Source organism: Alphaproteobacteria bacterium LSUCC0719, from assembly GCA_040839025.1.
In the GTDB taxonomy this organism is placed as follows: domain Bacteria; phylum Pseudomonadota; class Alphaproteobacteria; order Puniceispirillales; family Puniceispirillaceae; genus UBA8309.
The window spans coordinates 291,908-318,372 of sequence record JBFPJN010000001.1 but is presented as its reverse complement, the minus strand read 5'-3'; the positions used below and the strand labels follow the sequence as shown (position 1 = coordinate 318,372).

Below are 26,465 nucleotides of genomic sequence, written 5' to 3'. Positions count from 1 at the left end.
GTAAACATTATGCAAGACATCTCAGTCTATTCGCTCAGCCACCACTGTGTCGCACGATACGGATAGGTCCGATAATACTCGTACGAGTGTGTCTGGAAGCTGGTGAAGTTCTTCAGGTTGTTGTGATGGATCATCGGTGCCGGTGCATTGACCGTGCCGATGAACAGCAGATTTTCAACCATGGCCTTCACCATGCGCTCACCAAGCTCGCGGAACTTGGCGCTGGACTGGTCAGCCGACTGGAAGGCGTTGACGTCAGCGATCAGATCCTTGACATAGGCTGGCGGCTCGACGCCCTTGGCGCCGTTGCTGTCAACCCACTCTGCCCACAGCATGCCGTTGCGAACACCGAAGTAGTTCTCAAACGGCGGGACCCACAGCTCGTTGTTGCCAAGCACAATGGCCAGTGGCTGGCTCTTCCGCCACATCACGACATCCAGCTTGTTAGACGACTGTGCCGAGCGGTATTCGTCAGGGGTCACTTCCTTGACCACCGACTGTACGCCCACATCGGCCCAGTATTGCGACACCAGTTCAACGGTCTGGCCAGCAATACCCTGAGTCGAGAAGTTCAGGTTCAGCACCAGCTTGTCGCCATTCGGCAGCTCGCGGAAGCCGTCACCATCGGTGTCCTTCAGCCCGACCTGATCAAGCAGAGCATTCGCTGCCGACTTGTCGAATTCGGTCTTGTAGGTCTGCCACTTGTCGGAGACAAACTCCGGCTTTGGCGAGAAACCGATATACTGCTGAGGTTTGCCCTGGCCGAAGAAGCCAACTTCATTCAGCTCGTCGCGGTTGATGGCAACAGACATTGCCTCACGGAAACGAACGTCACCGAAGACGGCGCGCTTGGCCTCATCCTCGTGGGTCACGTTGAAGCCAAAGACGCCAAGCGTGATTTCCGGACGAAGATCGACGGTGTAGTTGCCACCCTGCTGGCCGTCCAGCAGCGCTGGTGCCGAAGCAAGCTGAAGCGACTGGGCCTTGTAGTCCACCTCGCCATTGATGATCGACAGCAGGCGAACCTCGTTGTCGTTCTTGTACACCTCGTCCTGCTCGCTGATGTATGGCAGCTGCTGGCCGGTCGGGTCGACCTGGTGGAAGTAAGGGTTGGCCACAAGATGACGACCCTCGGTGGTGTCGACCGTGTAGATGTGGCTTTCCAGTGTCGGCAGAACCGGCTGTGGCAGGTTACCCGCGATTTCCGGACGGCTCAGGAGTGGCGACGGTGTGTCGGTCCAGTCCGAGTTGCCGTAATAGGCGCGGATGGCATCATAGCCATTCTCAAAACCGAGCGACTGCGCATATTTGTCAGCGTCGGCATTGATGTCGGGATGGAACTTGCCGAGGAAATGCTTTGGCTGGAAGCCCTGCGCATAGGATGTCGCGAAGTGTGCCAGCAGGCCAGGCTTCGGCGACGGCAGGTTGAAGACAACCGTTGTCTCGTCAGGCGTATCGACGGTCATCGTCTCACCACCGACGGTGATGTAGTCCTTCGGCTTTTCGAAGATGTTCGTGTCGAGCATCAGATTGTCATGATAAAACTTCACGTCGGCACTGGTGAATGGCGCGCCATCCGACCATTTGTGGCCCTTGCGAAGATGGAAGGTCAGCTTGGTGAAATCGTCGTTCCACTCCCAACCCTTGGCAATGTTCGGCACGATGGTCTGAAGATCATCCGAAAAACGTACAAAGTTCACATGGCGAACGGACAGGAAGTCCGATGTGCCAGCTTCGGTCGCGTTCGACAGCACGTCGAGGGTGCCGCCATACTTGCCAACGCTGTCATACGGTACGACAACAAGCGGCTCGGCCGGAATACGATCGGCAAGCGCCGGCAGGGCCGGGTTACCCTTGATCTTGGCATTCAATGCTGCACTGTCCGGGTTTCCCGAGAACGACATGGAACAACCCGCAGCGGCTTCAAATTCAGCCTTTTCGAATTGCTGGGGATAGGCACCACTGGCCACACCCTTCATGTCTGCAACGGTCACAGCCGGGCAGTTGGCATATGCGCTGACCGGCAGGGCCAACAACGCCAAAGTTGAAAGGAAATATTTTTTCATCGCCTTCTCCTGATTACTCTGAGCCTCGAAAGTGGGCTCTTCACAACAGCACCCGCAGGACCACGGTCATTTTTATGATTTGAGATTGCATAGGAACATCTAAGCCAGACTGGCAGCCCTATTCCGTATATATCGCAACCTCCCCTCCAGATGCGGCATTACAGTGCAAGCTGACCACGCTTGATGGGTGACACCTGTTCGAAGAAACCGGTGCGTCCCCGTCGCCCGAAGCCGCCAACATAAAAAATAGACTGCATTGGTTACAGAGATGTGACAAGGGGGCTATGCGTCAAATGTGTTACATTTTTGATTTAATGATCACCTCTGACAGCACCTTCAGGGGTGATCATCGTGCGGGAAAACCGGCCTTCGGCATGGCGCATGCGATGCGTCAGCAACCGTTCCAGCAGACGCAACCTGATGGCGTCAGCCCCGCTGTCCCCGGCGATATTGCGTGCCTCGCCGTCGCCTTCATGATCAAACAGAATTGGCGGAAGCCCCCCATTGAAATGGATCAGGCTATGCGATTCCGTGCGCAGGATCGCAACCCCGCACTCCTGCGATGACAGGCCAAGCTCCGTCTGGGCTGCGGTTGGCGTCACCGGATCGCCGAAATCAAGTTCGGAGACGCTGCAATCACGCCACCCCTGCGGCAGCTCACCTCTTGCCAGCGGCAACAACGAATGCCCATCCACACTGTCCGGGCTATCCTGTCCAAGCCAGTCAAGGATCGTTGGCATGACGTCAACCGATTCGGTCGGGTGGGTCACGCGGGCTGGGTCTGCACCAGGCACGCGAATCATCAAGGGAACGCGAAATGCGGCATCAAGATAGTTCATTTTCCCCCAGCATCCATGATCGCCCAGCATCTCGCCATGGTCGGACGTGACCACAATCAGCGTGTTCTCGTACTGACCCCGTGATTTCAGATGAGTAATGATCCGCCCGAAATGATGATCAAGCTCGGCCACCAACCCCATATAGACAGCCCGCAACATGGCTGTTGTCTGCGGCGATGGCGCCAGATCGGGAAAGCCGCACACCATGTCGCGCGCCTGGCGATAGGCCATCGCCTGCGCGTTGAAGGGATGTGCCGCTGCAAATGCCGCGCCGTCGCCGCCGGCAGGTGCAGGCATTGCCGCTGGATCTGCAAGGCTGTTGAAAGGTGCCGGTGCCACAAAGGGCGGATGCGGTCTGATGAAAGTGACATGCGCACACCATCCATCACCGCGTGTCGGCAGGTCTTCCAGCATCCGATCGGTCAGGAAGGCCGTATCACTGTGTTCGGCTTGATAAAGCGCAGGTGCATTGGGACTGTCACCAACCGGGATGTAGAGATCATTGCCGGCCGGAACATCATATCCGTGCGTCTCGAGATGCCCGCGCCAGGTTCGGCTGTCGTCAAACCGCAACTCAAGCGCCTCGAGAAAGCCATTCATTACCTGTTCATAGGACGTCAAAACCGGATCATCGGCGGCATAATGCCGGGGATCGGCAGCCGTATCGGTATAGCCATAGAGAACCGGCGTGATACCACCACGTCGCAACTCGGTAGCCAGGTTAGGCTTGTCCATAGCCAATGGCGTGCCATTGCGCACCGATCTGTGGTTCATTGCATATTGTCCGGTCAGCAGCGAGGCACGCGCCGGACCACACGGGCTGGTCACCGATACATGGTTGGTAAAGGCAACACTGTCATCCATGAAAGCCCGCAGATTGGGCAGCGCAACAGTGTCTCCAAGCGCGCCGGACAGACAGTCCGCCCGCATCTGGTCAAACACCACAAACAGAACATTGGGACGCGCCATAATTCAGGTCTCACGGTCATATAAAACGGCACAGATCACGTCATCGAGCATGATCAACTGCGCGACTGTATGTCCTTGGCGTCAGGTTTGGCAAGCGTGCGCATGAAGCTGCGAATAACCGGCACTTCGGCCCGCGCCGACAGATGGGCAAGCGTTTCCGGCATTGACGGGCTGACGCCCTGCAGCCTGATCCGCCGAAGTCTGATGTCATTGCCAATCTCGGCTTCGGAGACAAAGCCGATGCCAAATCCCTCGGCGACCAGGTCGCGAACGGCCTCGCGCCCCTCGGCGATGATCACGGCATCAAGCTTCACACCTGCCTGTTTTGCAGCCCGCATGACACGCGCCTGCGTTTCCGACCCCTGCTCGCGAAAAATCAACGGGAATTCGGCCAGCCTCGAAATTGGAATGCTGTCCGGGGGCGTGCTGTCTGGTGCCGCGCTGAAGGCATCCGGCCCGGCAATCGCGATAATGGGTGACAGCCCCAGCTCAACCATCGTCAGATCGCTGGCATCGGGTTGGCTGCCAAAGATGCCGACCTCGACATCATAGGCGCGCAGCGCGGCCAGAACCTCACGCGAATTGCCGTGGCTGATATCAAGCCGCACATCCGGATGCCGCTCGCGAAAGCGCCGCAACGGTCCGGTGGCATGGGCGGTGGAGTCCACCATGATCCGCAACGGCCCGCGCACGTCTCCACGGGCACCGTCCAGAAAGCTGGAAATTGCCACTTCACCTTCAAAGAAGGCACTTGTCAATTTGAACAATTCCTGTCCCCGCTCGGTCAGTTCCACGCGTCTGTTCTGGCGACGGAACAGCAGCAGGTCATAGGTCGCTTCAAGCTGGCGAACCTGCTCTGACAGCGCCGGCTGGGACAGGCCGAGCGCATCGGCAGCGCGGGAAAACCCACCGCAAAGCGCGACATGATGAAAGGCTCTGATCTGGGCGTATCGCATTGAAGAATTCCATAGGCTGAAATTATATATATATTCACAATAAAGATTATACATATATCTGGTTTCCGGCCAGTATCATCATGCTTGTTCACGGAGACACCGAAATGAAAGACGGCAATCCACGCTTTCCGGCACCCGAGCTGGGTGAACCCTATCTTCTGACACCGGGACCGCTGACGACATCCATCGAGGTGAAGCGCGCGATGCTGCGTGACTGGGGCAGCTGGGATGATGATTTTCGAGCGTTGACAGCCGATCTGCGACGCCGGTTGCTGGCCCTTCTCGGCAACGGGGCGGATGCCTATGAATGCATTCCGATGCAGGGGTCCGGAACCTTTGGCGTCGAAGCGATGCTTGGCACCTTCCTGCCGCGCGACGGCAAGGTGCTGGTGTTGTCAAACGGCGCCTATGGTGCCCGGGCCGCTGAAACGGTGCGCTATCTCGGGCGACAGGTAACCGTGATCGACAAGGGCGATTACCTGCCGCCGCGCGGTGACGAAGTGGCCGCCGCGATCGCGGCGGATCCGGCAATCACGCATGTCATGGCGATACATTGCGAGACAAGTTCGGGTATTCTGAACCCGCTTGCCGAAATTGCCGACGCAACCGCAGCCGCAGGCCGAAGGCTGTTGATCGACAGCATGTCGGCCTTTGGTGCAATTGACCTTCAGCCTGACAGGATTGCCTTTGAGGCGGTGGTGTCATCGGCGAACAAATGTATCGAAGGCGTACCGGGATTCAGCTTTGTTCTGGCGCGGCGTGACGCTCTCGAAGCCAGCAAAGGCAACGCCCATTCACTGAGCCTTGATCTCTATGCCCAGTGGGCCGCCATGGAAAAGACCGGACAGTGGCGCTATACCCCGCCAACGCATGTCGTCGCGGCCTTTATCGAGGCATTGAAGGCGCACGAGGCTGAAGGCGGCGTGGCGGCACGGGGGGAACGTTATGCGCAGAACCGCGATGTGCTTGTCGCCGGCATGCGGAAAATCGGGTTTGAAACCCTGTTAGATGCGCGCTGGCTATCACCGATCATTGTGACCTTCTTCAGCCCGGCGGACCCGGCTTTCGACTTCGCGCAATTCTATGAATTGATGAAGCGTCAAGGCTATATTATCTATCCAGGCAAACTGACACTCGTCGACAGTTTCCGCATTGGATGTATTGGCCGCATGGACGCGGCGGTGATGGAGAATGTCGCCACCGCCGCTGCCAATGCGCTGACCGAAATGGGTGTTGCCAACGCGGCACCGCCAGAAGACGCCCTGGCAGAACGCCAGAAACTGTCCGCGTGACGAGCGCGGTCGAATGAATTGTAACAAGATCAGGGGCAACCAGATCAGGGGCAACCAGATCAATTACTGTAATCACCTAATGAGCCGGTTATCGGACAGAAACACGGGAAACTAAACATGGCATTTACCACTTCAGTTGAAACCAATGGCCGACGCTACGAAGCCCCAAAGACCTGCGCTATCGTGATCTGCCTTGACGGCTGCGAGCCAGCCTATCTTGATGTTGCCACTGAACGTGGACTGATGCCGAATCTGGAACGCATCCGCTATAAGGGAACAAGCCGGATTGCCCATTCGGTCATTCCGTCCTTCACCAATCCCAACAATATGTCGATCGCCACCGGCCGACCACCAGCCGTTCATGGCATTTGCGGGAACTATCTCTTTGAGCCGGAAACCGGTGAAGAAGTGATGATGAATGACGTGCGCTTCCTGCGCGCGCCAACGATTTTTTCAGGCTATTACGCCGCTGGCGCCAGAGTGGCGCTGGTCACGGCCAAAGACAAGCTTCGCGCGCTTCTCGGAGCCGGACTGTCCTTCGATGATGATCGTGCGATCTGCTTTTCCTCCGAGCGGGCCGACCAGGCAACAAAGGCGGCCAACGGCATCGATGATGCCAGTGCCTGGCTTGGTCGGCCTGTGCCGGAGGTCTATTCCGGCGAATTGTCGGAATTTGTCTTTGCCGCCGGCGTCAAGCTGCTGACCGAATGGCAGCCTGATGTGATGTATCTGTCGACCACCGATTACATCCAGCACAAATTCGCGCCCGACGAACAGGGAGCACTGGATTTCCACGCCATGGTCGACGGCTATCTGGGGCAACTTGATGACCTTGGCGCAACCATTATCCTGACGGCAGACCACGGCATGAAGCCAAAGCATGACAAGGCCGGCGATCCTGCCGTTGTCTATGTTCAGGATTGTCTGGATGAATGGCTCGGCACAGCTGCCGCGCGGGTGATTCTGCCGATCACCGATCCGTATGTGGTTCATCACGGCGCGCTGGGATCCTTTGCCACCGCCTATCTTCCGGATGACGCGGATGCGAGAGAGATCAGCAACAGGCTTGCCGCCCTCGATGGCATCATGCTTGTGATCGACCGTGACGAGGCGGTGCGGCGCTTTGAGCTGCCTGCCGACCGGATTGGCGACATCGTGATCGTGTCGGAAGAAAACATGACCATCGGCACCTCCGAGGACCGGCACGATCTTGCCGCGCTGAAGGAACCGTTGCGCAGTCATGGCGGACTGACCGAGCAGGAAGTGCCGTTCATCGTCAATCGGAAGATCGAACTTCCATCGGCCCCGACATTGCGCAATTTCGACGCGTTCCATTATGCGGCTATTGCCGCGTCCCAATAGGGAACCCACATCAGAACAGATCTTCATCGGCACAAAACCGGCCCACAGCCAGCCAGAATCATATCGGCCGGCGATCAACAGAACGGAAACTTCACTATGTCAGAACATTCCATCCGCCGCGAAGGCATGCGCATTGGCGGCGAGACCGTCCACACCGACAAGGTTGTCGAGGTTCGCTATCCCTACACGGACGAGGTGATCGGCACGGTGCCGGCCGGCACCGCCGAACATGCCCGCAAGGCATTTTCCATCGCTGCCAACTACAAGCCGACCCTGACCCGCTATGAACGTCAGCAGATCCTGTTCCGCGCGGCGGAACTGATCCGCGAGCGGCGCGAGGAAATCGCCCATTGGCTGACGCTTGAGCTTGGCATCTGTAAACAGCATTCACTGTATGAAACGGGCCGGTCCTATGATGTGTTCACGCTGGCGGGTCAGCTGGCGATCCAGGATGATGGACAGATTTTTTCCTGTGACCTGACCCCGCATGGCAAGAGTCGGAAGATTTTCACCAAGCGTGAACCGGTACGCACCATTTCGGCAATCACCCCTTTCAACCACCCGCTGAACATGGTCGCACACAAGATCGCGCCGTCAATCGCCACCAACAACTGCATGGTCTGCAAGCCGACCGAACAGACACCGCTGACCGCGATCACCCTTGCCGACATCCTGTATGAGGCCGGGCTGCCACCAGAGATGTTCCAGATCGTGACCGGCATGCCGGCGGATATTGGCGATGAGATGATCACCAACCCGAACATCGACATCATCACCTTCACCGGCGGCGTTCCGGTCGGCAAGATGATTGCCGAAAAGGCCGGCTATCGCCGCACCGCGCTGGAACTTGGCGGCAACGACCCGCTGATCATCCTGAATGACCTGACGGGGGCTGATATCGAGAAGGCGGCCACCATTGCCGTCGCCGGGGCCACCGGCAATTCCGGCCAGCGCTGTACTGCGGTCAAACGTATTCTGGTACAGGAAAGCATTGCAGACGAACTGGTCCCGCTGATTCTTGAAAAGGCCAAGGCCATCCGTTTTGGCGACCCGATGGACCCCGATACACAGCTTGGCTGTGTGATCAACGCCGATGCGGCCGCCCTGTTCGAAGAGCGGGTCTTCGCGGCTGAAAAGCAGGGAGCGAAAATTCTCTATCACCCGGGGCGTGACGGCGCGTTGCTTCCACCGATCGTGATTGATCATGTGCCGCATGACAGTGACCTGGTGATGGAAGAGACCTTTGGACCGATTGTTCCGATCGTTCGGGTTCCGGATGACGACGCGGCGGTCATGGCCATTTCCAACAGCACTGCCTTTGGCCTGTCATCCGGTGTCTGTACGAATGACCTGATTCGGGCGACAAACTATATTGAGGGCCTGGATGTCGGCACGGTGAATATCTGGGAACAGCCTGGCTACCGGATCGAGATGTCCCCGTTCGGCGGTATCAAGGATTCCGGCAACGGGGTAAAGGAAGGCGTGCTGGAGGCGATGAAGTTCTTCACCAATGTGAAGACCTATTCCCTGCCCTGGCCAAACTAGGACAGCCGGACCGGCAGGGCCGACCTGAAACGGGTGGATGGTAGGTTTTTCCGCCACCACCGCCCGGCATGATGGCGCAGCAAGCAACCGTCGCCGCCCTTCATGGGGTGGTGGCCTATTCTATAAACACGCCCTCGACCAGCGTTGCGGTAGCTGGAATGATGGTCGCATCGCCGGGATTGATCATCGACATGGTGCGCTGATCATCGACAACCCTGACGCCAATCAGGATCCTGCCATTCGCGTGCGCTATCTGCCGAAGAGAACCAAAACTGGTACCCAACGCCAGGTCACCTGCAAGCTGGCGAATGATGATCCGATGCCTTCCGGAACAGACCAGAGAATCGATCACCTGAATCAGATGTGGGTTTTCGACATATTGCGCAAAAATCTTGCTCCCGATCTTGTCACTGACGACGAAATCCAGATCAAACAGTTCTGCCATCATGTCGCGGGAATCAGAGGCGTTCAGTTCAGCAATGATATGGGGGCCGTCAGATGACGCCAATTGCTGGCTCATCATCAGGATCGAGCGCATGATTTCAAGATCGGAATTACCGGGCTGATCCGCATTGAAATTGGATATGATCACTGTGTCAGCTTTGGCCACGCTTGCCGATTTCAACATCGGGTCTTCGGTCATGCCAGATTCCAGCACCGTTGCATTGCCGGCCTCGAGCTGTGACCGTGTCGCGGCATCAATTCTTTCAGCATCATCAATGACGAGGGTCAGGTTGCACCGACCGGTCTGCACAAGCTTGTCGACAATTTCCGGCGTCGAATGCGAATAACCGATTAATGAGACATTCAGCGCCTGCGTGTCGCTTTCCGCATTGAAAATGGACAGTTGAACATCCTTGCCTGCCGAAACCAGGGGATCGCTGTTCGGGACGACTTTGATCAAGGAATCATCCTCGGCGATGATGATCAGCGCATCGGCAGCATCCAGAACCCTGCTTTCATCAGGGTTTATCAGGACCTGCTCATCCCCGGTAACGACACCGACCGGAATGCAGCTTGAAAACTGGGCTGACGCTGTCCGGAAATTCATTTCCGCCAATCCAAGACTGCCCACGGTTTCAGATACATAGATTTCATTGCCCTCAAAGCTGAGCAACTCTTCATAGACACTCGGAAGATTGGGCTGAAATGTGGTTTCGACGATCAGCCGCGCTGGCAGGTCGGACACAATGACGGGGATCGCCCTGCCCTTTGACCCGGCCATCAGGCTGGAGGCTTCGCTTTCGTCGCTTGCCTCAACCAGTATTCCCGGGGCCGGCAGTCCCGCCTGATCGAAGTAATTATACAATGAAATAGTGGCTTTCAGCCGTGCCAGATGCAGCGTCTCGTCCGATTCATCCGCCAGCACGACAATCCGTTTTGCACCTTTGATGTTGAGGTTGTCGAACGTCTTGAAGGAATCAAGCTTGCGGCTCCGCCAGAACAATCGGGTATTTTTGGTCGCGCCTATGTAGCGCTTTACTGATGTTTCGAGTTCCTCATGTTCAAGATTGGAAACGATGACCAATCGGGAGTTTTCCTCACTTTCATTGGCCAGAACCAGCTCTTCAACAATCGCCGGAACGCGCGACGACCAGCCAAGAATGACCGTATGACCACCAAATGGAAACGGCTGCAGGCCTTGGGCGACTTCGCGCACTCTGGCATCGATGATCGTCGACAGAAAGCTGATCAGGATCGACAATACAAAGATGCCAAAAAGGGTCAGCAGCAGAAGTGTCAGCAGATATCCGACCGAACCGGCACCGGCATCGATGGATTCCGGCATCAGGGCGCGCATGGTGAAGTCCCATAGCAGGTCGCCAAAATTCTCGTAGTCACCCATGCCAACAAGCCAGGTCAAGACGCTGATGACAAAAACAAAGGCAAATGACACAACGGCAAGCCAGGTCAGGAGCCCATTGGAACCAGACCCCAGCATGGTGTCGATATAGAACTTGATACGCTTCATCCCTGTCATCCTTCTCACCAGTCACATCACTCTGCAAGCCCGACCACCAAACACCCATCACGGTCAGGCACGGCCAACGCAAGCTTGAAACAAGTATTATTGGAAAGAAAGGGTATACTAAAGTAGATTTGCACTGATCGTTCTTCTTATCGCTGAACTCCCAGTAGGCAACCGCGCTGAAGCCTTTGTAAAGACGACACAAAGGCTGACTGAGCGCAGGAAATGCCAGGCCACGCTGCGGTCACAGATGACGGAGTGACGATAGAAAGCCACCCGAAGGCCAGCCCTGTTCAACAGACTATAAGAGAAAATGGCGGAGGGACGGGGATTCGAACCCCGGAAAGGGGTTTCCCCCTTTAACGATTTAGCAAACCGCCGCCTTCAGCCACTCGGCCACCCCTCCGCCGGGGCCGGACCCGACACGCATCAGATGCGTGCAACGGACCGGAGAAGATACACGGCGTATGCAGGGTGTTTCCTAGCTTTGAAAAAGCCTGCTGTCAAATCGGAAATCGTCAGCCTGAACGGGGTCGCCTGACCGGGGTCAGCCATCCAGCTTTGCGCGCAGCAGCTGGTTGACCATGCCGGGGTTGGCCTGACCCTGTGAAGCCTTCATCACCTGGCCGACAAAAAAGCCGAACAGCTTGTCCTTGCCACCCCGGTATTCATCAACCTTGTCCGGATTGGCGGCCAGCACAGCATCGATCATCGATTCAATGGCACCGCTGTCCGATACCTGTTTCAGCCCCTGTTCCTCGACAATTGCTGCGGCATCCTTGCCGGTCTCGAACATTGTCGCAAAGACATCCTTGGCAATCTTGCCGGAAATGGTGCCATCCTCGATCAGCGCGACAAGCCCGCCAAGTGCCTGCGGCGTCACCTTGCAGTCGGCAAGCGACTGCCCGGACTTGTTCAGGGCGCCGAACAACTCTACCGTCATCCAGTTGGCAACAAGCTTGCGGTCGCGGCCGGCACTGGCGGCCTCGTAATAGGCGGCTGTCTCGCGTTCCTCGATGATCACCGAGGCGTCATAGGCCGACAGCCCGTAATCGCCGATCAGCCGTTCACGTATCTGGTCGGGAAGCTCGGGCAGAGCCGCATTCAGCTCCTCGACCTCCTCCTGCGGAATCACCAGCGGCAGCAGGTCGGGATCCGGGAAATACCGGTAATCATGCGCATCCTCTTTCGAACGCATCGCCCGGGTCGTGCCGGTCGAGGTGTCGAACAGACGGGTTTCCTGGTCGATCTCACCACCATCCTCGATAATCTCGATCTGGCGGGCCACCTCATAATCAATGGCCTGCTGGATAAACCGCAGTGAATTCAGGTTCTTGGTCTCTGTGCGGGTGCCAAACGGCTCACCCGGGCGGCGCACCGACACATTCACATCGGCGCGAAGCGACCCTTCCTCCATATTGCCGTCACAGGTTCCGAGATAGCGCAGGATAGACCGAAGCTTCCTGACATAGGCGGCCGCCTCGGCGGCGGAACGCATATCGGGACCCGAGACGATCTCCATCAACGCCACACCGGTCCGGTTCAGGTCGATATAGCTCTTTGACGGATGCTGGTCATGCATCGACTTGCCGGCATCCTGTTCAAGATGCAGACGTTCAATCCCGATCTCGCGGGTGGTGCCGTCCGGCATGTCCAGACGCAGCATGCCTTCGCCGACAATCGGCTGTTTGTACTGGCTGATCTGATAGCCCTGCGGCAGATCGGCATAGAAATAATTCTTCCGGTCAAACACGCTGACCAGATTGATCTCGGCCTTCAGGCCAAGCCCGGTGCGGATCGCCTGGCGGACACATTCCTGGTTGATCACAGGCAGCATGCCGGGCATCGCTGCATCGACAAGCGACACATTTGCATTCGGCTCGGCACCAAATGCCGTCGGCGCGCCGGAGAAAAGTTTGGCATTCGAGGCAACCTGGGCGTGAACCTCAAGCCCGATGACAACTTCCCATTCGCCAGTGCGGCCTTCGACAAGATTGCTCATGACGCTCCTCCTGCCCGGCGTTGCGGCACCGCGCTGAACGCGGCAGCATCCTCGATCACGCGGCCGATGCTGTACAGGCGTGCTTCATCAAACGGGCGACCGAGGATCTGCAGCCCCAGAGGCAGACCATCCCCATTCAGCCCGGCCGGCAGCGCCATACCCGGCAGACCGGCAAGATTCGCAGGCACCGTGAACACATCATTCAGAAAGTTTGTGACCGGGTCATCGACCTTGCGCCCGACCGGAAAGGCGGCAGTCGGTGTCGCCGGCGTCAGGATGGCATCGACGGTTTCAAACGCATCGTCGAAATCCTGCTTGATCAGACGACGGACCTTCTGCGCCTTCAGGTAGTAGGCATCATAATAGCCGGCCGACAGCACATAGGTGCCGATCAGGATACGGCGCTGCACTTCCTCGCCAAATCCGGCGGCGCGCGTTTCGGCATACATCTCGTCCAGCGATCCCGCTTCGACGCGCAACCCGTACCTGACACCGTCATACCGGGCAAGATTCGACGACGCCTCGGCAGGTGCGATGATGTAATAGGCAGGAAGCGCATATTTTGTGTGCGGCAGTGAAATCTCGACTAGCTCGGCCCCGGCATCGCGAAGCCAGGCCTGCCCCTGCTCCCAAAGTGCCACAACCTCGCTGTCCATGCCGTCCATCACATATTCGGACGGCACCCCGATCTTCATTCCCTTCACGCCCTTGTCGAGCGCCGCCATCAGGTCGGGAAGCGGCGCGGCAGCGGAGGTGGAATCCTTCGGATCATGGCCGGCCATGGCCTGCAGCATCAAGGCATTGTCAGCAACGGTGCGGCTGAACGGGCCTGCCTGGTCAAGCGAACTCGCAAACGCCACAATGCCCCACCGCGAACAACGGCCATATGTCGGCTTCATACCAACGATACCGCAGAATGCGGCAGGCTGGCGGATCGACCCGCCGGTATCGGTTCCCGTGGCCAGCAATGCCGACCGCGCGGCCACTGCCGACGCCGAACCGCCGGATGATCCACCCGGCACCAGATCGACACCGTCTGAGGCCTGCCAGGGATTGATCGCCGGACCAAAGGCACTGGTCTCGTTGCCGGACCCCATCGCGAATTCATCACAATTCAGCTTGCCAAGCATTACCCCGCCCTCGCGCCACAGATTGGCGGTGACAGTGCTTTCATAGGTTGGTGTAAAGCCCTCGAGAATGCGTGAACAGGCGGTGCTGGTAACACCGGCGGTGCAGAACATGTCCTTCACCCCGACCGGGATCCCCTCGATCAGCCCTGCTTCGCCGGACGCAATCCTGGCCTGTGATGCTGAAGCCATCTCCAGCGCGTGATCGGCGGCAACGGCGACGTAATTGTTCAGCGGCGCCGTCGTCTCGATGGCTTCCAGATAGGCGGTGGTCAGCTCTGGCGCGGAAATCTCGCCCGAATCAAGCGCGGCGCGCGCCGCAACGGCGCTCAATGACAACAGATCGGACATTATTCAACCACCTTTGGAACAACAAAAAAGCCACTGGCGGTTTCAGGCACATTGGCCAGCACCTCGTCCACCCGGTTGCCATCACTGACAACATCTTCGCGGCGCGGCAGTGAATGACCGGTTACACTGGCGATCGGCTCCACCCGGTCGGTGTCGACCTCGTTCAATTCCTCGATCCAGTCGAGAATGCCATTCAGTTCCGCGGCCAGCGTTTCCTGCCGGTCCTCGGGGACATGAATGCGTGCCAGCCTTGCGATACGTGCAACAGTGCTATTGTCAACCGACATGGTGCTGTGCTTTGTCCTGTTGTAATAGAAAACAGGATGCATCTATCACCGCACATGGCGATCTGCAAGCTCAACGATATGCCCGCGACGCTTTCGCCGGGCCAACGGCTCCTTGGACTCGATGTCGGCAAGAAGACAATCGGGCTGGCCATTTCGGATTCCTCGCTCAGCGTCGCAAGCCCGCTGAAAATCCTGTGGCGGAAGAAATTCACCCCGGATGCCGAGACCATGTTCACCCTTGCGGATGATGAGGGTGTTGGCGGGCTGATCATCGGCTGGCCGGTGAACATGGATGGCAGCGAAGGACCACGTTGCGATGCCACGCGCGATTTTGCCCATGCCCTTCTTCGCATCCGTGATCTGCCCATCAGCTTTCAGGATGAGAGGCTGTCGACCCAGGCGGTCGAATCCGCGATGCTGGAGGCCGACATGACGCGGGCGCGCCGCGCGGTCCGACGTGATGCGCTGGCGGCGGGCTGGATTCTTCAGGCCGCGCTCGACCGGATTCAGGGCACGGTCACCCATTCAGCCTGATTTCCGCTGGACGTCTACGGCCAATCGTGACTATAAGCTGGCTTTCATGACACCTACGCGCGCACCCGGACCCGCCGCCCCCGGCGACATGGCATCCACCACGGCTCCGCCAGCCGGGTTGTCATCCCGTCATTTGCTGGGGATCGAAGGTCTGAACCCCCTCGAAATCAACAGTCTGATCGATCGCGGCAATGTCTTTGCCGATATCATCCAGAGTGACAACAGGTTTGCACCACCGCTCTCTGAAGTGCTGCGCGGGCGTACCGTGCTGAATCTTTTCTTTGAAAATTCGACAAGAACGCGCGTGTCATTTGAACTGGCGGCCAAGAATCTGGGCGGATCGGTGCTGAACATCAATGTCGCCGGATCATCGGTCAAAAAAGGGGAAACGCTGCTCGACACCGCAACGACACTGAATGCGATGCACCCTCATATTCTGGTCGTCCGGCATAATTGCTCCGGCGCGGCCCAATTGCTGAGCCAGCATGTTGACGCGGCTGTGATCAATGCCGGCGACGGGCGGCATGAGCATCCCACACAAGCACTCCTCGACGCGCTGACCATCAAGCGCCGGATTGGCCGAATCGAAGGGCTGAAGATCGCCATTTGCGGGGACATCGCCAACAGCCGCGTTGCCAGATCAAACATCCATCTGCTGTCGACACTCGGCGCTGAAATCAGGCTGGTCTGCCCGACAACACTTCTGCCTGCGGCCATAGATGCGATGGGAGTGGATGTCTTTACCGATCTCGAAGCCGGGATCGAGGGGGTTGATATCGTGATGATGCTGCGCCTTCAGACCGAACGCATGGAAGGCACCGAAACACCGTCACAGCGTGAATATTTCAATCTGTTTGGGCTAGACCGCAACAAGCTGATGCGGGCCGCCCCACAGGCGCTGATCATGCATCCCGGACCGATGAATCGCGGCGTCGAGATTGATTCCGCCACGGCTGACGATGTTGAAAGAAGCCTGATCCGCACCCAGGTGGAAATCGGCGTCGCGGCACGGATGGCGTGCCTTGAGGCGCTTGTCGGCACTGGTGGCGCGTCATGACCGATCTGCTGCTCCACAACGCGCGGGTGCTTGACCCTGCGGCGGCACGAGACGAACCCGGCTATGTCGCGGTGACCGATGGCACCATTTCTGCGGTCGGCGCCGGCGCCGCTCCGGAGGCGCTGGTGAACGGCGCGACGCAGGCGCATGACTGCGCCGGTGCCTGTCTGGCACCAGGCCTGATCGACATGCGGGTACAATCGGCCGACCCGGGTGCAGAACATCTGGAGGATCTGTCGACATTGCTGCGGGCGGCTGCATCCGGGGGAATTACAAGTATTGTCGCCCTGCCCGATGTCAGCCCGGTGGTCGATGATGCCAGCATGATCGACTCCCTCAGCCTTCGCGCCAACCGGATCGAGGGCGCACGCCTGTTTCTGTATGGCGCTGCCACCCGCCAGTTGCAGGGTCATGCCATGGCCGAGCTTGGATTGATGGCGGATGCCGGCGCGGTTGGCTTTGCGAACGGCAGCCGGACCATCATGGACAGTCTTGTGATGCGGCGTGTGCTGTCCTATTGCAGCATGCTTGACCGCCCTTTCATCCAGCATTGTGAGGACCACAACCTGACCGCTGGCAGCGAGATGAACGAAGGCGAGACATCGACACGACTTGGCCTGATTGGCGCGCCAGCGGAAGCCGAGGCGATGATCATCGACCGCGACATGCATCTGGTCAGGCTGAGCGGCGCCCGCTATCACGCTGCGCATGTATCGACCCGCGCCGCGGTCGACGCACTCCGCCGCGCCAAGAATGACGGATTGCCGGTCACGGCCGATACCGCCCCGCCCTATTTCATGCTGAACGAGCTGTCGGTCAGCACCTATGACACGGCCTTCAAGCTGGCCCCGCCATTGCGGTCCGAGGATGATCGCCAGGCTGTCATAGACGCCCTTGCCGACGGCACGATCGATGCCATCGCATCAGACCATATCCCTGTCGATGGTGATGCCAAGGCGCAGCCATTCGGCCCGGCCCAGCCCGGAGCTTCGGGTCTCGACACGCTTCTTGCGATGACGCTTTCACTTGTCCATCGCGAGCATCTGCCTCTGTTACGCGCAATGGAACTTCTCAGCCTCGCTCCAGCGACAATCCTTGACCTTGAGGGCGGGATGCTGCGCGAAGGCGCGACCGCCGACATCGTGCTGTTCGATCCGCAGGCAAGCTGGGTGGTTCGCGCCGCCGACTTTGCGTCCACCTCGCGCGTGACCCCGTTTGAAGGCCTGCCCGTTCAGGGCCGTGTGACAGCAAGCTGGGTTGGTGGCACCCAGGTATTTCTCCGGACATGATCGATGATGTTCGGCTTTGAACTCGCTGTTATAGCGTCAATTGCCTATCTGGCCGGGTCGGTGCCGTTTGGCCTGATTTTCACGCGACTTGCCGGCAAAGGTGACATTCGTGCTGTCGGCAGCGGCAATATCGGCGCCACAAATGTGCTTCGCACCGGCAGCAAGGGGCTGGCGTTGCTGACGCTGATCTTTGACGGTGGCAAGGGCGCGGTGGTCGTGCTGGGAACCGCCTATGCGACATCGGACCCGCTGCTGACCGGTCTTGGCGGCATGATGGCGGTGGTCGGGCACTGTTTTCCGGTCTGGTTGAAATTCCGCGGCGGCAAGGGGGTGGCCACCTGCGTCGCCACCTTTGCAGCCTTCGACCTGCAGCTTGGCCTTGTCTTTATAGGTTTCTGGATCGGCACCGCCGCGCTGACCCGATATTCATCACTGGCAGCGCTTGTCGCAACCCTTGCCTGCAGCGTTGCCGCGGTGGCGCTGAAGCTGCCACCACCGATCTTTGGTGCCGTCATTGCCATGAGCGCCCTCAGCTGGATCCGTCACCATGCCAATATAGGCCGCCTTCTGGCCGGAACGGAAAGTCGCATCGGCGCCAAATAGACATTTCCGATAATCCGAAAGCGTTAATCATTCCTTCAGGTTTATGCCTTATACCGGCAGGATGGACCATGAGGAACAAATCGCCCATCTGCGGTTGATCCGCACGCCGAATATCGGCCCGATGACATTCAGCCTGCTGCTGCAACGCTATGGCAGTGCGGTCGAGGCGCTGCGTGCCGTGCCTGAGCTGGCAAAACGGGGTGGGCGCACATTGAAACCGGCCCCCAGATCGGTTGCCGAGGCCGAGCTTGACGCCAATGCGGCCATCGGCGCGACATTGCTGTTCAAGGGTGCCGACAATTATCCTGATCGTCTGGCGCAGTTCGACGATGCGCCGGCGGTTCTGTCGACGCAGGGTGCGGTCCATCTTCTGACCCGGCCTTGCGTCGGCATCGTCGGTGCCCGCAATGCCTCGATCAACGCACAGCGGCTTGCCCAGAGCCTGGCCGATGAACTGGCAGCCGAGGGATATGTGGTGATTTCGGGTCTTGCGCGGGGCATTGATGCTGCCGCGCATAATGGAGCGCTGGCGAAAGGAACAATTGCTGTCATCGCTGGTGGCATCGACATCCTCTATCCGCCGGAGAATGCCGATCTGCAACAGGCCATTGGCGAAACCGGCCTGATTGTCGCCGAAATGCCGCCCGGTACCCAGCCAACACCTCGCCACTTTCCGGTCCGCAATCGGATCATCGGCAGTCTGGCGCTTGGCACCATTGTCGTCGAGGCGGCAGAACGGTCCGGTTCATTGATTACGGCACGCGAAACAGGCGAACGTGGTGGCGAGGTCATGGCTGTGCCGGGATCGCCCCTGGATCCCCGCTCGGCAGGCTGTAACCATCTGATCCGCGAGGGGGCGACACTGGTGCGTGGCGTTGCCGATATTCTGGAATGTCTGTCACGCCCCGGCCGTGCCAGCGCCCCGGACCCCCAGGACTGGCGTGATGCCCGCCTGTCCCCCGGCACACCGGAAAGCATTGACCGGTGCCGAGAGACCATTCTGGATGCCCTTGGACCGGAAAGTACCGATATCGACGAGGTCATCAGATGGTGCGATGCCCCTACCGCAACGGTGCTGGCGGCCATTCTGGAACTGGAGCTTGCCGGCCGCATCAGCCGCCATCACGGCAGCCGTGTCTGTCTGGTGCTTGGCACCTGAAACACGATCCATATCTACGGAGGGGCTTTGACAAAATGTGTGTTAGGTACTATTTGCGGGTTTCAGACAACAGGGCCGCTCATGAAACTCGTTATCGTCGAATCACCTGCCAAAGCCAAAACCATCAACCGTTATCTTGGGGATGACTACAAGGTTCTGGCGTCCTATGGGCATGTCTGCGACCTGCCAAGCAAGGACGGCTCGGTGCTGCCTGATGAGGATTTTGCCATGAAATGGCAGGTCTCCAGCGGCTCGGAACGCCATATCAGCGACATTACCAAAGCGCTGCGCGATGCCGACAGGCTGATCCTGGCGACCGACCCCGACCGCGAAGGCGAGGCCATCAGCTGGCACGTTCTGGAATTGCTGCAGGATCGCAAGCTGATCAAGGACAAGCCGGTTGAACGCGTGGTCTTCAACGAGGTCACGAAAAGCGCGATCCTCGCCGCCATGGCACAGCCGCGCGCCCTCGACACAGAACTGATCGACGCCTATCGCGCCAGACGCGCCCTCGATTATCTTGTCGGATTCTCGATTTCACCGGTGTTGTGGCGCAAACTGCCGGGCGCGCGCTCGGCCGGCCGCGTGCAGTCGGTGGCGCTGCGCCTGATCTGCGAACGCGAAGCCGCCATCGAAGCCTTTATCGCGCAGGAATACTGGACAGTCGAAGCCGAACTCGGAAAGGCTGATGGCCGCAATTTCAAGGCCCGCCTGACACATCTGAACGGCAAGAAACTCGGCAAGCTTGATATCGGCACCGAGACTGAGGCAATCGCCGCGGCAGCTGCCATCGACGCCGAGGCGCTTCAGGTCGCCGATATCCAGACCCGCCGCATCCGCGAAAACCCGAAGCCGCCTTTCACAACATCCACATTGCAGCAGGAAGCCTCGCGCAAACTCGGCTTTTCGGCCAGCCGGACCATGCAGATCGCGCAGCGTCTGTATGAAGGGATAAATATCGGCAGCGAAACCACCGGCCTGATCACCTATATGCGGACAGATGGCGTTCAGCTTGGCAGCGAGGCCATCGGTGCCGTCCGCGCTGAAATCGGCCAGCGGTTCGGCAACCGGTATCTTCCCGACACGCCCCGCGTCTATCGCACCGCCGCCGCGAATGCCCAGGAAGCCCACGAAGCCATCCGGCCGACAGACGCGGCACGGACACCTGATTCCATTCGCGACTACCTCGATTACGATCAGGCGCGGCTGTATGACCTGATCTGGAAGCGCACCATTGCCAGCCAGATGCAATCCGCCGAACTCGACCAGACGGCGATCGACATAACCAATCGTTCCCAAAGCGTAACCTTGCGGGCCAGTGGCCGAGTCGTTGTCTTTGACGGATACAGGTCCGTCTATCAGGAAGGACAGGATTCAGCCTCCGATCAGGTCGAAACCGACAAGACCGATGACAACGCCATCCTGCCGGGCGTCGACAAGGGGGAATCCCTGGCCACCCGAAAGGTGGTTCCAGAACAGCATTTCACACAGCCGCCACCACGCTTCACCGATGCAAGCCTTGTCAAGGCGATGGAAGAACTCGGCATTGGCCGGCCTTCAACCTATGCTTCTATCATTCAGGTGCTTCAGGATCGCGATTACGTGATCAAGGATCGCGGCAAATTCATTCCCGAGGATCGTGGTCGCCTTGTTGTGACCTTCCTGAACAGTTTCTTCAGCCGCTATGTCGAATATGATTTCACAGCCAAGCTTGAAGGTCAGCTGGACGCCGTATCCGACGGCAAGCTCGACTGGAAACAGCTGCTGGCGCAGTTCTGGCGCGACTTCAAGGCAGCCATCGACAGTACCAGCGAGCTGACGATCACCAATGTGATCGATGTTCTGGACGAGGATCTGGGTCCGCATTTCTTCAAGAAGGATGACTCGGGAGAGCTGATGCGAAGCTGCCCGAATTGCGCGGGTGGCAGACTTGGATTGCGGCTTGGCAAATTTGGTGCCTTCATCGGCTGCTCGAACTATCCGGAATGTAAATTCACGCGCCAGCTTGTTACCAACGGCACGGACGAGGATGCCGATGCCGGTGTCGTCGGTGACCGCCATCTTGGCGATGATCCGGACAGCGGCCTGCCCGTCTATGTCCGCAATGGCCCCTATGGCCCCTATGTGCAGTTGGGCGAACCTGACACCAAGAAACCGAAACGGTCGTCCTTCCCAAAAGGCATGTCTGCAGGCAGCGTTGACCTTGAAAACGCACTGAAGCTGCTGTCACTGCCACGAGATGTCGGACCCCATCCCGAAAGCGGTGACATGATCCAGGCGGGGCTTGGCCGGTATGGGCCCTATCTGAAATATCAGGGAAGTTTCACCAGCCTGAGGGATGGTGACGATCTTTTGGAAATCGGACTGAACCGGGCTGTCGACCTGCTGGCGGAATCAGCCAAGAAACGTGGCCGCCTGCTTGGCGAACACCCGACTGGCGGCGAGGTACATCTGAAAGCCGGGCGTTTCGGACCCTATGTCGAGCATAACAAGCTGCGGGCCACGCTGCCGCGCGGTACCGAGATGAGCGAGGTCGATCTGGCGCAGGCGATCACCCTGCTGGCGGAAAAGGCCGCCAGACCGACGACCAAGAAGAAGGCTGCACGCGGCGGCGGTGCCCGCAAGAAGAGCCCGGCCAAGAAGGCATCCGCCAAGAAAGCCTCCACCAAGAAAGCGGCTTCGTGACCGACAGACCGCCGGTCGAGGGGCTGCCGTCTGACAGCGCCATTCTCGATTTCATTGACAGCTGCGATGCACCACCTTCGGTAAAGGAGGTGGCGCGTGCCTTCAACCTGCCACAGGAAGCCCGCGCACCACTGCGCCGACGCTTGCGCGAACTGGCTGAACAGGGACGTATCGCCAGACAGCCGGGCCGCCGTATCGCCGCACCCGACCAGCTTCCCGAAACCACGGTGCTGATTGTCCGCAAGATCGACCGTGATGGCACCATGCTGGCTGTTCCCGCGATCGAGACATCGGGCCCTGCCCCGTCTGTCAGGCTGGTGGCTGAAAAGCGCGGCGGCCGCACCGCACGGGTCGGACAACAGGTGCTGGCGCGCCTGAAGCGAATCAGCGGTGCGCGCTATGAAGGGCGGATCATCAGGGTTCTGGATTCAGCACCACGCCGGTTGTTCGGCACCGTTGCCACCGGGCGGGGTGGCCTGATCCTGCAACAGGCGGACCGTGGTGGACGCGATACCATCATGCTTGAGCGCAATGGTGATGTGCCGGCCAGGGAAGGCGAGCTTGTCGAGGCGGAACTGCTGCCACGGCGCGGCTATATCGGCAAGACTGCCAGGGTCATCGACAATCTTGGTCCGGCAGACGCACCCGGCGCCTTCAGCGCGCTCGCCCTTGCCGAGTTCGACATTCCGCACGTCTTCCCGGATGCCGCGACAGCCGAAACGGATGGCATGACGGTTCCCAATCTTCGCGGACGGACCGATCTTCGCGACCGTCCCTTTGTTACCATTGACGGTGCTGATGCCCGTGACTTTGATGACGCGGTCCATGCCGAACCGGATACCGATGGCGGATGGCTTGTCAGCGTGGCGATTGCCGATGTTGCGCATTATGTACGCCCGAAATCGGCTCTGGACACCGAAGCGCGGCGACGGGGCAACTCGGTCTATCTTCCTGATCGCGTCGTGCCGATGCTGCCGGAGGCGCTGTCGAACGATCTATGCTCGCTTCGCCCGCATGAACCCCGCGCCGCGATGGTTGTGGAAATGCGCTTTACCGCCGCCGGGGTGATGAAAACCTATCGTTTCACGCGGGCCTTGATCCGGTCTGCGGCGCGTTTGACCTATGATCAGGTACAGGCCTGGCATGAAGGCGACATGACCGCCGAGGACGCCGGCGCCGACGATACATGGCTGACCAATCTTTTCGGCGCCTGGAAGGCGCTCGACACGGCACGCCAGGACCGCCAGCCTCTGGCCCTGAACCTGAAAGAGCGGCGTGTGCGTCTTGATGATGACGGCTTGCCGGTGGAGATTGTGCAGCGGGCACAAAGCGATTCGCAACGGCTGATCGAAGATTACATGATCGCGGCCAATGTCGCGGCGGCACAGGCATTGATCAGCGCCAAACGTCCTTGTGTGTTTCGGGTTCATGACAGGCCCGATCCCGACCGGGCGGACGGGCTGCATGATCTGGCCGCGGCTGTAGGGGCGCGGCTGGCACGAGGACAGGTTCTCCGGCCACATCATTTCAATGCGGTTCTGGCACATGTCGCCGGCACACCTGATGAAAAAATGATCAACGAGGCCGTGCTGAGGAGCCAGGCAAAGGCTGTCTACAGCACTGACAATATTGGTCATTTTGGGCTGGCCCTTCGTGACTACGCGCACTTCACCTCGCCCATCAGACGTTATTCTGACCTGCTGGTGCATCGGGCACTCGTCGACATGCTGGCCTCCGATGGCATGCCGCGGGACGGGCTTGGCGGGGTTGCCGCACATGATCTGGTGGATGTCTGTGAACATATCTCGGAAACAGAATCACGCGCCGCCGCCGCCGAGCGCCGAACCATCGATCGCTTTGCCGCGGCGTTGTTTGCCAGCCAGACCGGAAATGTTGTCGAAGGGATCGTTGCCGGTGTTACCGGGTCCGGCGCCTTTATCACTCTGAATGATGGCGCGGCGGACGGATTTCTGCCCATGCGCTCATTGCCGGATGACTATTATGTCATCGATGATGGCGGCATGCGGATGCGGGGGCGGCATCATGGGCTGGGCGTTGCGGTAGGCGACAGGATGGATGTTCTTGTTGTCGAGGTGACGCCTGTCAGTGGCGGCATTCTGCTGGCCTATGTCGGTGGAGGATCGGATGGCAGCACCGGCAGAAAAGGCCGAAAATCCCCCCGAAACAAAGGACAGACGCGCGGCCACACGCACAAGTCTGGAAAAAACCGCAACCCAAAGGGCAAACGTAAAACTCGCACAGGTTGATCAGGCTTGACAAAATGCGGCGTCTCCCCCACTTTGCGCGCAGTTTTTAGACATCTCGACAGCTTTCTGTCGCCAGATAAGGAGCCAGAGCTATGGCCAAGCCAGCAACCCTGCAGATCAAACTGGTCAGCACCGCCGACACCGGCTATTTCTACGTCACCAAGAAAAACCCGCGCACCAAGCCGGAAAAGCTCGAAGTGCGGAAATATGATCCGAAGGCACGCAAGCACGTGCTGTTCCGCGAAGCCAAGATCAAATAGCCTTTGTTGTCACATCGGCCATGATCGGCCTTGCGATAGACAACCAGACTTTCAGCGCCGCCATCCTTGCCGATGGCGGCGATTTCATTTCGCGCGCCGAATGTCCGGCCCCGCAGACCGACTACCGTGAATGGCTGGTCGCCATAGGTGACCTTGTCGCAACACTTGACGGCGCGCTGCCCCGGATGCCGGTCGCCGTCGCGGTGCCAGCCATCATCCAGGACAACAATGTGCGTATCACGCCGCTGGCACATCTTGCCGGAACAGACCTTCGTCGTGATCTGCAGTCGGTGCTGTCGCGCGAGGTATCACTGGCCGGCTTTGGCGACGCTCTGGCGGCCTTTCACGCCAATGCCGCACAGGACACCTCCGACCCGATAATCACACTCTGGATCGACAGCAGCTGTCATGGCGGGCTGGCGGCCAATGGCGGGGTGATCTCGGGTGCGCATGGTGCGGCTGCCAACTGGGCGCATATGCAGCTTCCCGCCCCGGTTCCGCACGAGCTTGATGGCAGGCCCTGCTGGTGCGGTCGCAATGGCTGTCTCGAGACGTTCCTGTCGACATCCGGACTTGAGAAAGATTACGAACGGGTCACCGGCACAAGGCGCACCGCCACCCAGATTGCCGAGGCCGCATCAGCCACTGACATTGTTGCGGAAAGCGCCATTCAGGTGTTTGAGGACAGGCTTGGCCGTGCCACAGCCGCGATGATCAACCTGATCGACCCCGGCATGATCATTCTTGCCGGGCGGACGCCGCTGGCAGCCCGGATGTGCGAACGCGTGCCGCGAAAATGGCCCGGATATGTTCAGGTTGATCGGTCACGAACCCGTCTGACCTGGTGTGAGCGTGGACATGGTGCGTTGCTTGCGGGTGCCGGCTTGCTGGCACAGGCGCACAGCCGTCCCTAGCCGCAGATCTGCGTTTCCACAGGCTCGGCAGATGTCAGGCTGGCCTCGATGCTGAAATCGCCATAGTCGATCTCGTAGCCGCGCACCAGACCATTACGCTGCATCTCGAATTTGATCACATATTCCGGCTCGGACGTTGTGGCCGATGGCTTGAAATACGCGACATTGATCTGCCAGTAGCCGTCTTCGCCAAGCTGGCCAAGCCCGTCACCGGGTGCGTCGCGCCAGCCGCCAACAACCGTCGAGGTCCGCATCAGCGCACTGTCCGGTTCGGCACCGGTGAATACAGTTGCGGCAATCATCTTCTCGCCAGCCTCGGCCTGAGCCAGAATCCGCTGGACGTGCCGAACCGGGAATACGGTGTTTGTCGGCAGGTCGATCACGGTATCGGGAGTGGTTGTGAACACCGCCTCACCCGCGCTGTCCGTATCAAGCTGGACGAACCCTCCGAAATCCTTGCGGCCTTCAAAGGAGGATTCTTCCATGATGTCGAAACTGTATTTGTCGCCGCTGTCGGCCTCCCAGCTTTCGAAATGCGACAAAACGCGGTCCGCACCGCCATTCTCGATAACGAACTGGATCATGTAATCCTCGACAGATCGCCACCCGGTGCAATCGCGTTCCATAGCGAAAACGGATCGTCCCATAACGCTGACGATGTTCGAATTCTGCACCCTCTCGCCCATCTCCATTTCATAGAACGCCTTGTGGGCAACAAGGGGGCCGGGGGCACCCGCCGCCAGTGACGATGCGTTGGCAAGCAAGCCACCGACAAGCGCGGAAAGGACCAGAGCGGAGGAAGCGACAGGTTTCATGATCTTTTTCATACTGCAGACATGGGACGGTTTTTTCGGCAATTCAATAGCTTTGGGTTTGCGGTGCGACGAAAATGCACTATATCACCAATACTTCAAACAGACCTGTGTTGATTT

General features: G+C 58.9%; 20 protein-coding genes and 1 tRNA gene. 12 read left to right on the top strand and 9 right to left on the bottom strand.

Features of this window, described 5'->3' with window-relative positions; genetic code table 11:
* Window positions 1–26: 26 nt before the first annotated feature.
* From AB3X55_01500 to AB3X55_01490, 3 genes are all read right to left on the bottom strand, one after another.
* Window positions 27–2,066: an ABC transporter substrate-binding protein gene (locus tag AB3X55_01500; GenBank protein MEX0502253.1), complete on the bottom strand. Its 2,040-nt coding sequence runs from the start codon at window positions 2,064–2,066 to the stop codon at window positions 27–29.
* Between the two features lie 311 nt (window positions 2,067–2,377).
* The gene (locus tag AB3X55_01495) at window positions 2,378–3,874 is read right to left on the bottom strand and encodes a sulfatase-like hydrolase/transferase (protein ID MEX0502252.1); all 1,497 of its coding nucleotides are present in this window, start codon (window positions 3,872–3,874) and stop codon (window positions 2,378–2,380) included.
* Between the two features lie 53 nt (window positions 3,875–3,927).
* On the bottom strand, window positions 3,928–4,830 hold the full coding sequence (locus AB3X55_01490) for a LysR substrate-binding domain-containing protein (GenBank protein MEX0502251.1): 903 nt from the start codon (window positions 4,828–4,830) through the stop codon (window positions 3,928–3,930).
* Between the two features lie 104 nt (window positions 4,831–4,934).
* Here AB3X55_01490 and AB3X55_01485 point away from each other — a divergent pair, with 104 nt between their 5' ends.
* The 3 genes from AB3X55_01485 to phnY all read left to right on the top strand — a co-directional run bounded on the left by AB3X55_01485 (window position 4,935) and on the right by phnY (window position 9,029).
* Window positions 4,935–6,122 carry a 2-aminoethylphosphonate--pyruvate transaminase gene (locus AB3X55_01485; protein MEX0502250.1) on the top strand — a complete coding sequence of 396 codons (1,188 nt, stop codon included), beginning with the start codon at window positions 4,935–4,937 and terminating at the stop codon, window positions 6,120–6,122.
* 117 nt (window positions 6,123–6,239) lie between these two features.
* The gene (gene phnA, locus AB3X55_01480; protein ID MEX0502249.1) at window positions 6,240–7,484 is read left to right on the top strand and encodes a phosphonoacetate hydrolase; all 1,245 of its coding nucleotides are present in this window, start codon (window positions 6,240–6,242) and stop codon (window positions 7,482–7,484) included.
* 96 nt (window positions 7,485–7,580) lie between these two features.
* The gene (gene phnY, locus AB3X55_01475; GenBank protein ID MEX0502248.1) at window positions 7,581–9,029 is read left to right on the top strand and encodes a phosphonoacetaldehyde dehydrogenase; all 1,449 of its coding nucleotides are present in this window, start codon (window positions 7,581–7,583) and stop codon (window positions 9,027–9,029) included.
* A 115-nt stretch (window positions 9,030–9,144) separates the two neighbouring features.
* Here phnY and AB3X55_01470 read toward each other — a convergent pair whose 3' ends face one another.
* The 5 genes from AB3X55_01470 to gatC form a co-directional block, all read right to left on the bottom strand.
* Window positions 9,145–11,001, bottom strand: a complete 1,857-nt coding sequence (locus tag AB3X55_01470) for a hypothetical protein (GenBank protein ID MEX0502247.1) — start codon at window positions 10,999–11,001, stop codon at window positions 9,145–9,147.
* Between the two features lie 311 nt (window positions 11,002–11,312).
* Window positions 11,313–11,404 (bottom strand) — tRNA-Ser (locus AB3X55_01465).
* Window positions 11,405–11,545: 141 nt separating this feature from the next.
* Window positions 11,546–13,000 (bottom strand): Asp-tRNA(Asn)/Glu-tRNA(Gln) amidotransferase subunit GatB, encoded by a 1,455-nt coding sequence (gatB, locus tag AB3X55_01460; protein MEX0502246.1) that lies wholly within the window; start codon window positions 12,998–13,000, stop codon window positions 11,546–11,548.
* Window positions 12,997–14,478, bottom strand: a complete 1,482-nt coding sequence (gene gatA / locus AB3X55_01455) for an Asp-tRNA(Asn)/Glu-tRNA(Gln) amidotransferase subunit GatA (GenBank protein MEX0502245.1) — start codon at window positions 14,476–14,478, stop codon at window positions 12,997–12,999. The genes gatB and gatA overlap by 4 nt, the downstream gene beginning before the upstream one ends.
* Complete coding sequence (gatC, locus tag AB3X55_01450) at window positions 14,478–14,765, bottom strand: Asp-tRNA(Asn)/Glu-tRNA(Gln) amidotransferase subunit GatC (protein MEX0502244.1); 288 nt, start codon at window positions 14,763–14,765, stop codon at window positions 14,478–14,480. The genes gatA and gatC overlap by 1 nt, the downstream gene beginning before the upstream one ends.
* A 36-nt stretch (window positions 14,766–14,801) precedes the next feature.
* On the opposite strand from gatC, the gene ruvX reads away from it, so the two are divergent.
* The 9 genes from ruvX (at window position 14,802) to AB3X55_01405 (ending at window position 25,533) form a co-directional block, all read left to right on the top strand.
* A complete protein-coding gene (gene ruvX / locus AB3X55_01445; protein ID MEX0502243.1) occupies window positions 14,802–15,299 on the top strand; it encodes a Holliday junction resolvase RuvX in 498 nt (165 codons plus the stop codon).
* A gap of 88 nt (window positions 15,300–15,387) precedes the next feature.
* On the top strand, window positions 15,388–16,356 hold the full coding sequence (locus AB3X55_01440) for an aspartate carbamoyltransferase catalytic subunit (protein ID MEX0502242.1): 969 nt from the start codon (window positions 15,388–15,390) through the stop codon (window positions 16,354–16,356).
* Window positions 16,353–17,645: a dihydroorotase family protein gene (locus AB3X55_01435; protein MEX0502241.1), complete on the top strand. Its 1,293-nt coding sequence runs from the start codon at window positions 16,353–16,355 to the stop codon at window positions 17,643–17,645. The genes AB3X55_01440 and AB3X55_01435 overlap by 4 nt, the downstream gene beginning before the upstream one ends.
* Window positions 17,646–17,648: 3 nt before the next feature.
* Entirely contained in the window at window positions 17,649–18,248 is a 600-nt protein-coding gene (plsY, locus tag AB3X55_01430) for a glycerol-3-phosphate 1-O-acyltransferase PlsY (protein ID MEX0502240.1), read from the top strand.
* A gap of 43 nt (window positions 18,249–18,291) precedes the next feature.
* A complete protein-coding gene (dprA, locus tag AB3X55_01425) occupies window positions 18,292–19,407 on the top strand; it encodes a DNA-processing protein DprA (protein MEX0502239.1) in 1,116 nt (371 codons plus the stop codon).
* Window positions 19,408–19,488: 81 nt separating this feature from the next.
* Window positions 19,489–22,092 (top strand): type I DNA topoisomerase, encoded by a 2,604-nt coding sequence (topA, locus tag AB3X55_01420; protein ID MEX0502238.1) that lies wholly within the window; start codon window positions 19,489–19,491, stop codon window positions 22,090–22,092.
* Window positions 22,089–24,359: a ribonuclease R gene (gene rnr, locus AB3X55_01415; GenBank protein MEX0502237.1), complete on the top strand. Its 2,271-nt coding sequence runs from the start codon at window positions 22,089–22,091 to the stop codon at window positions 24,357–24,359. The genes topA and rnr overlap by 4 nt, the downstream gene beginning before the upstream one ends.
* Before the next feature lie 92 nt (window positions 24,360–24,451).
* Window positions 24,452–24,619 (top strand): 50S ribosomal protein L33, encoded by a 168-nt coding sequence (gene rpmG, locus AB3X55_01410; protein ID MEX0502236.1) that lies wholly within the window; start codon window positions 24,452–24,454, stop codon window positions 24,617–24,619.
* Window positions 24,620–24,639: 20 nt separating this feature from the next.
* A complete protein-coding gene (locus tag AB3X55_01405; protein MEX0502235.1) occupies window positions 24,640–25,533 on the top strand; it encodes an ROK family protein in 894 nt (297 codons plus the stop codon).
* On the opposite strand, the gene AB3X55_01400 is transcribed toward AB3X55_01405, so the two are convergent.
* Window positions 25,530–26,348 (bottom strand): DUF1849 family protein, encoded by an 819-nt coding sequence (locus AB3X55_01400; protein ID MEX0502234.1) that lies wholly within the window; start codon window positions 26,346–26,348, stop codon window positions 25,530–25,532. The two genes, AB3X55_01405 and AB3X55_01400, sit on opposite strands and share 4 nt — an antisense overlap.
* Between the last annotated feature and the right edge of the window lie 117 nt (window positions 26,349–26,465).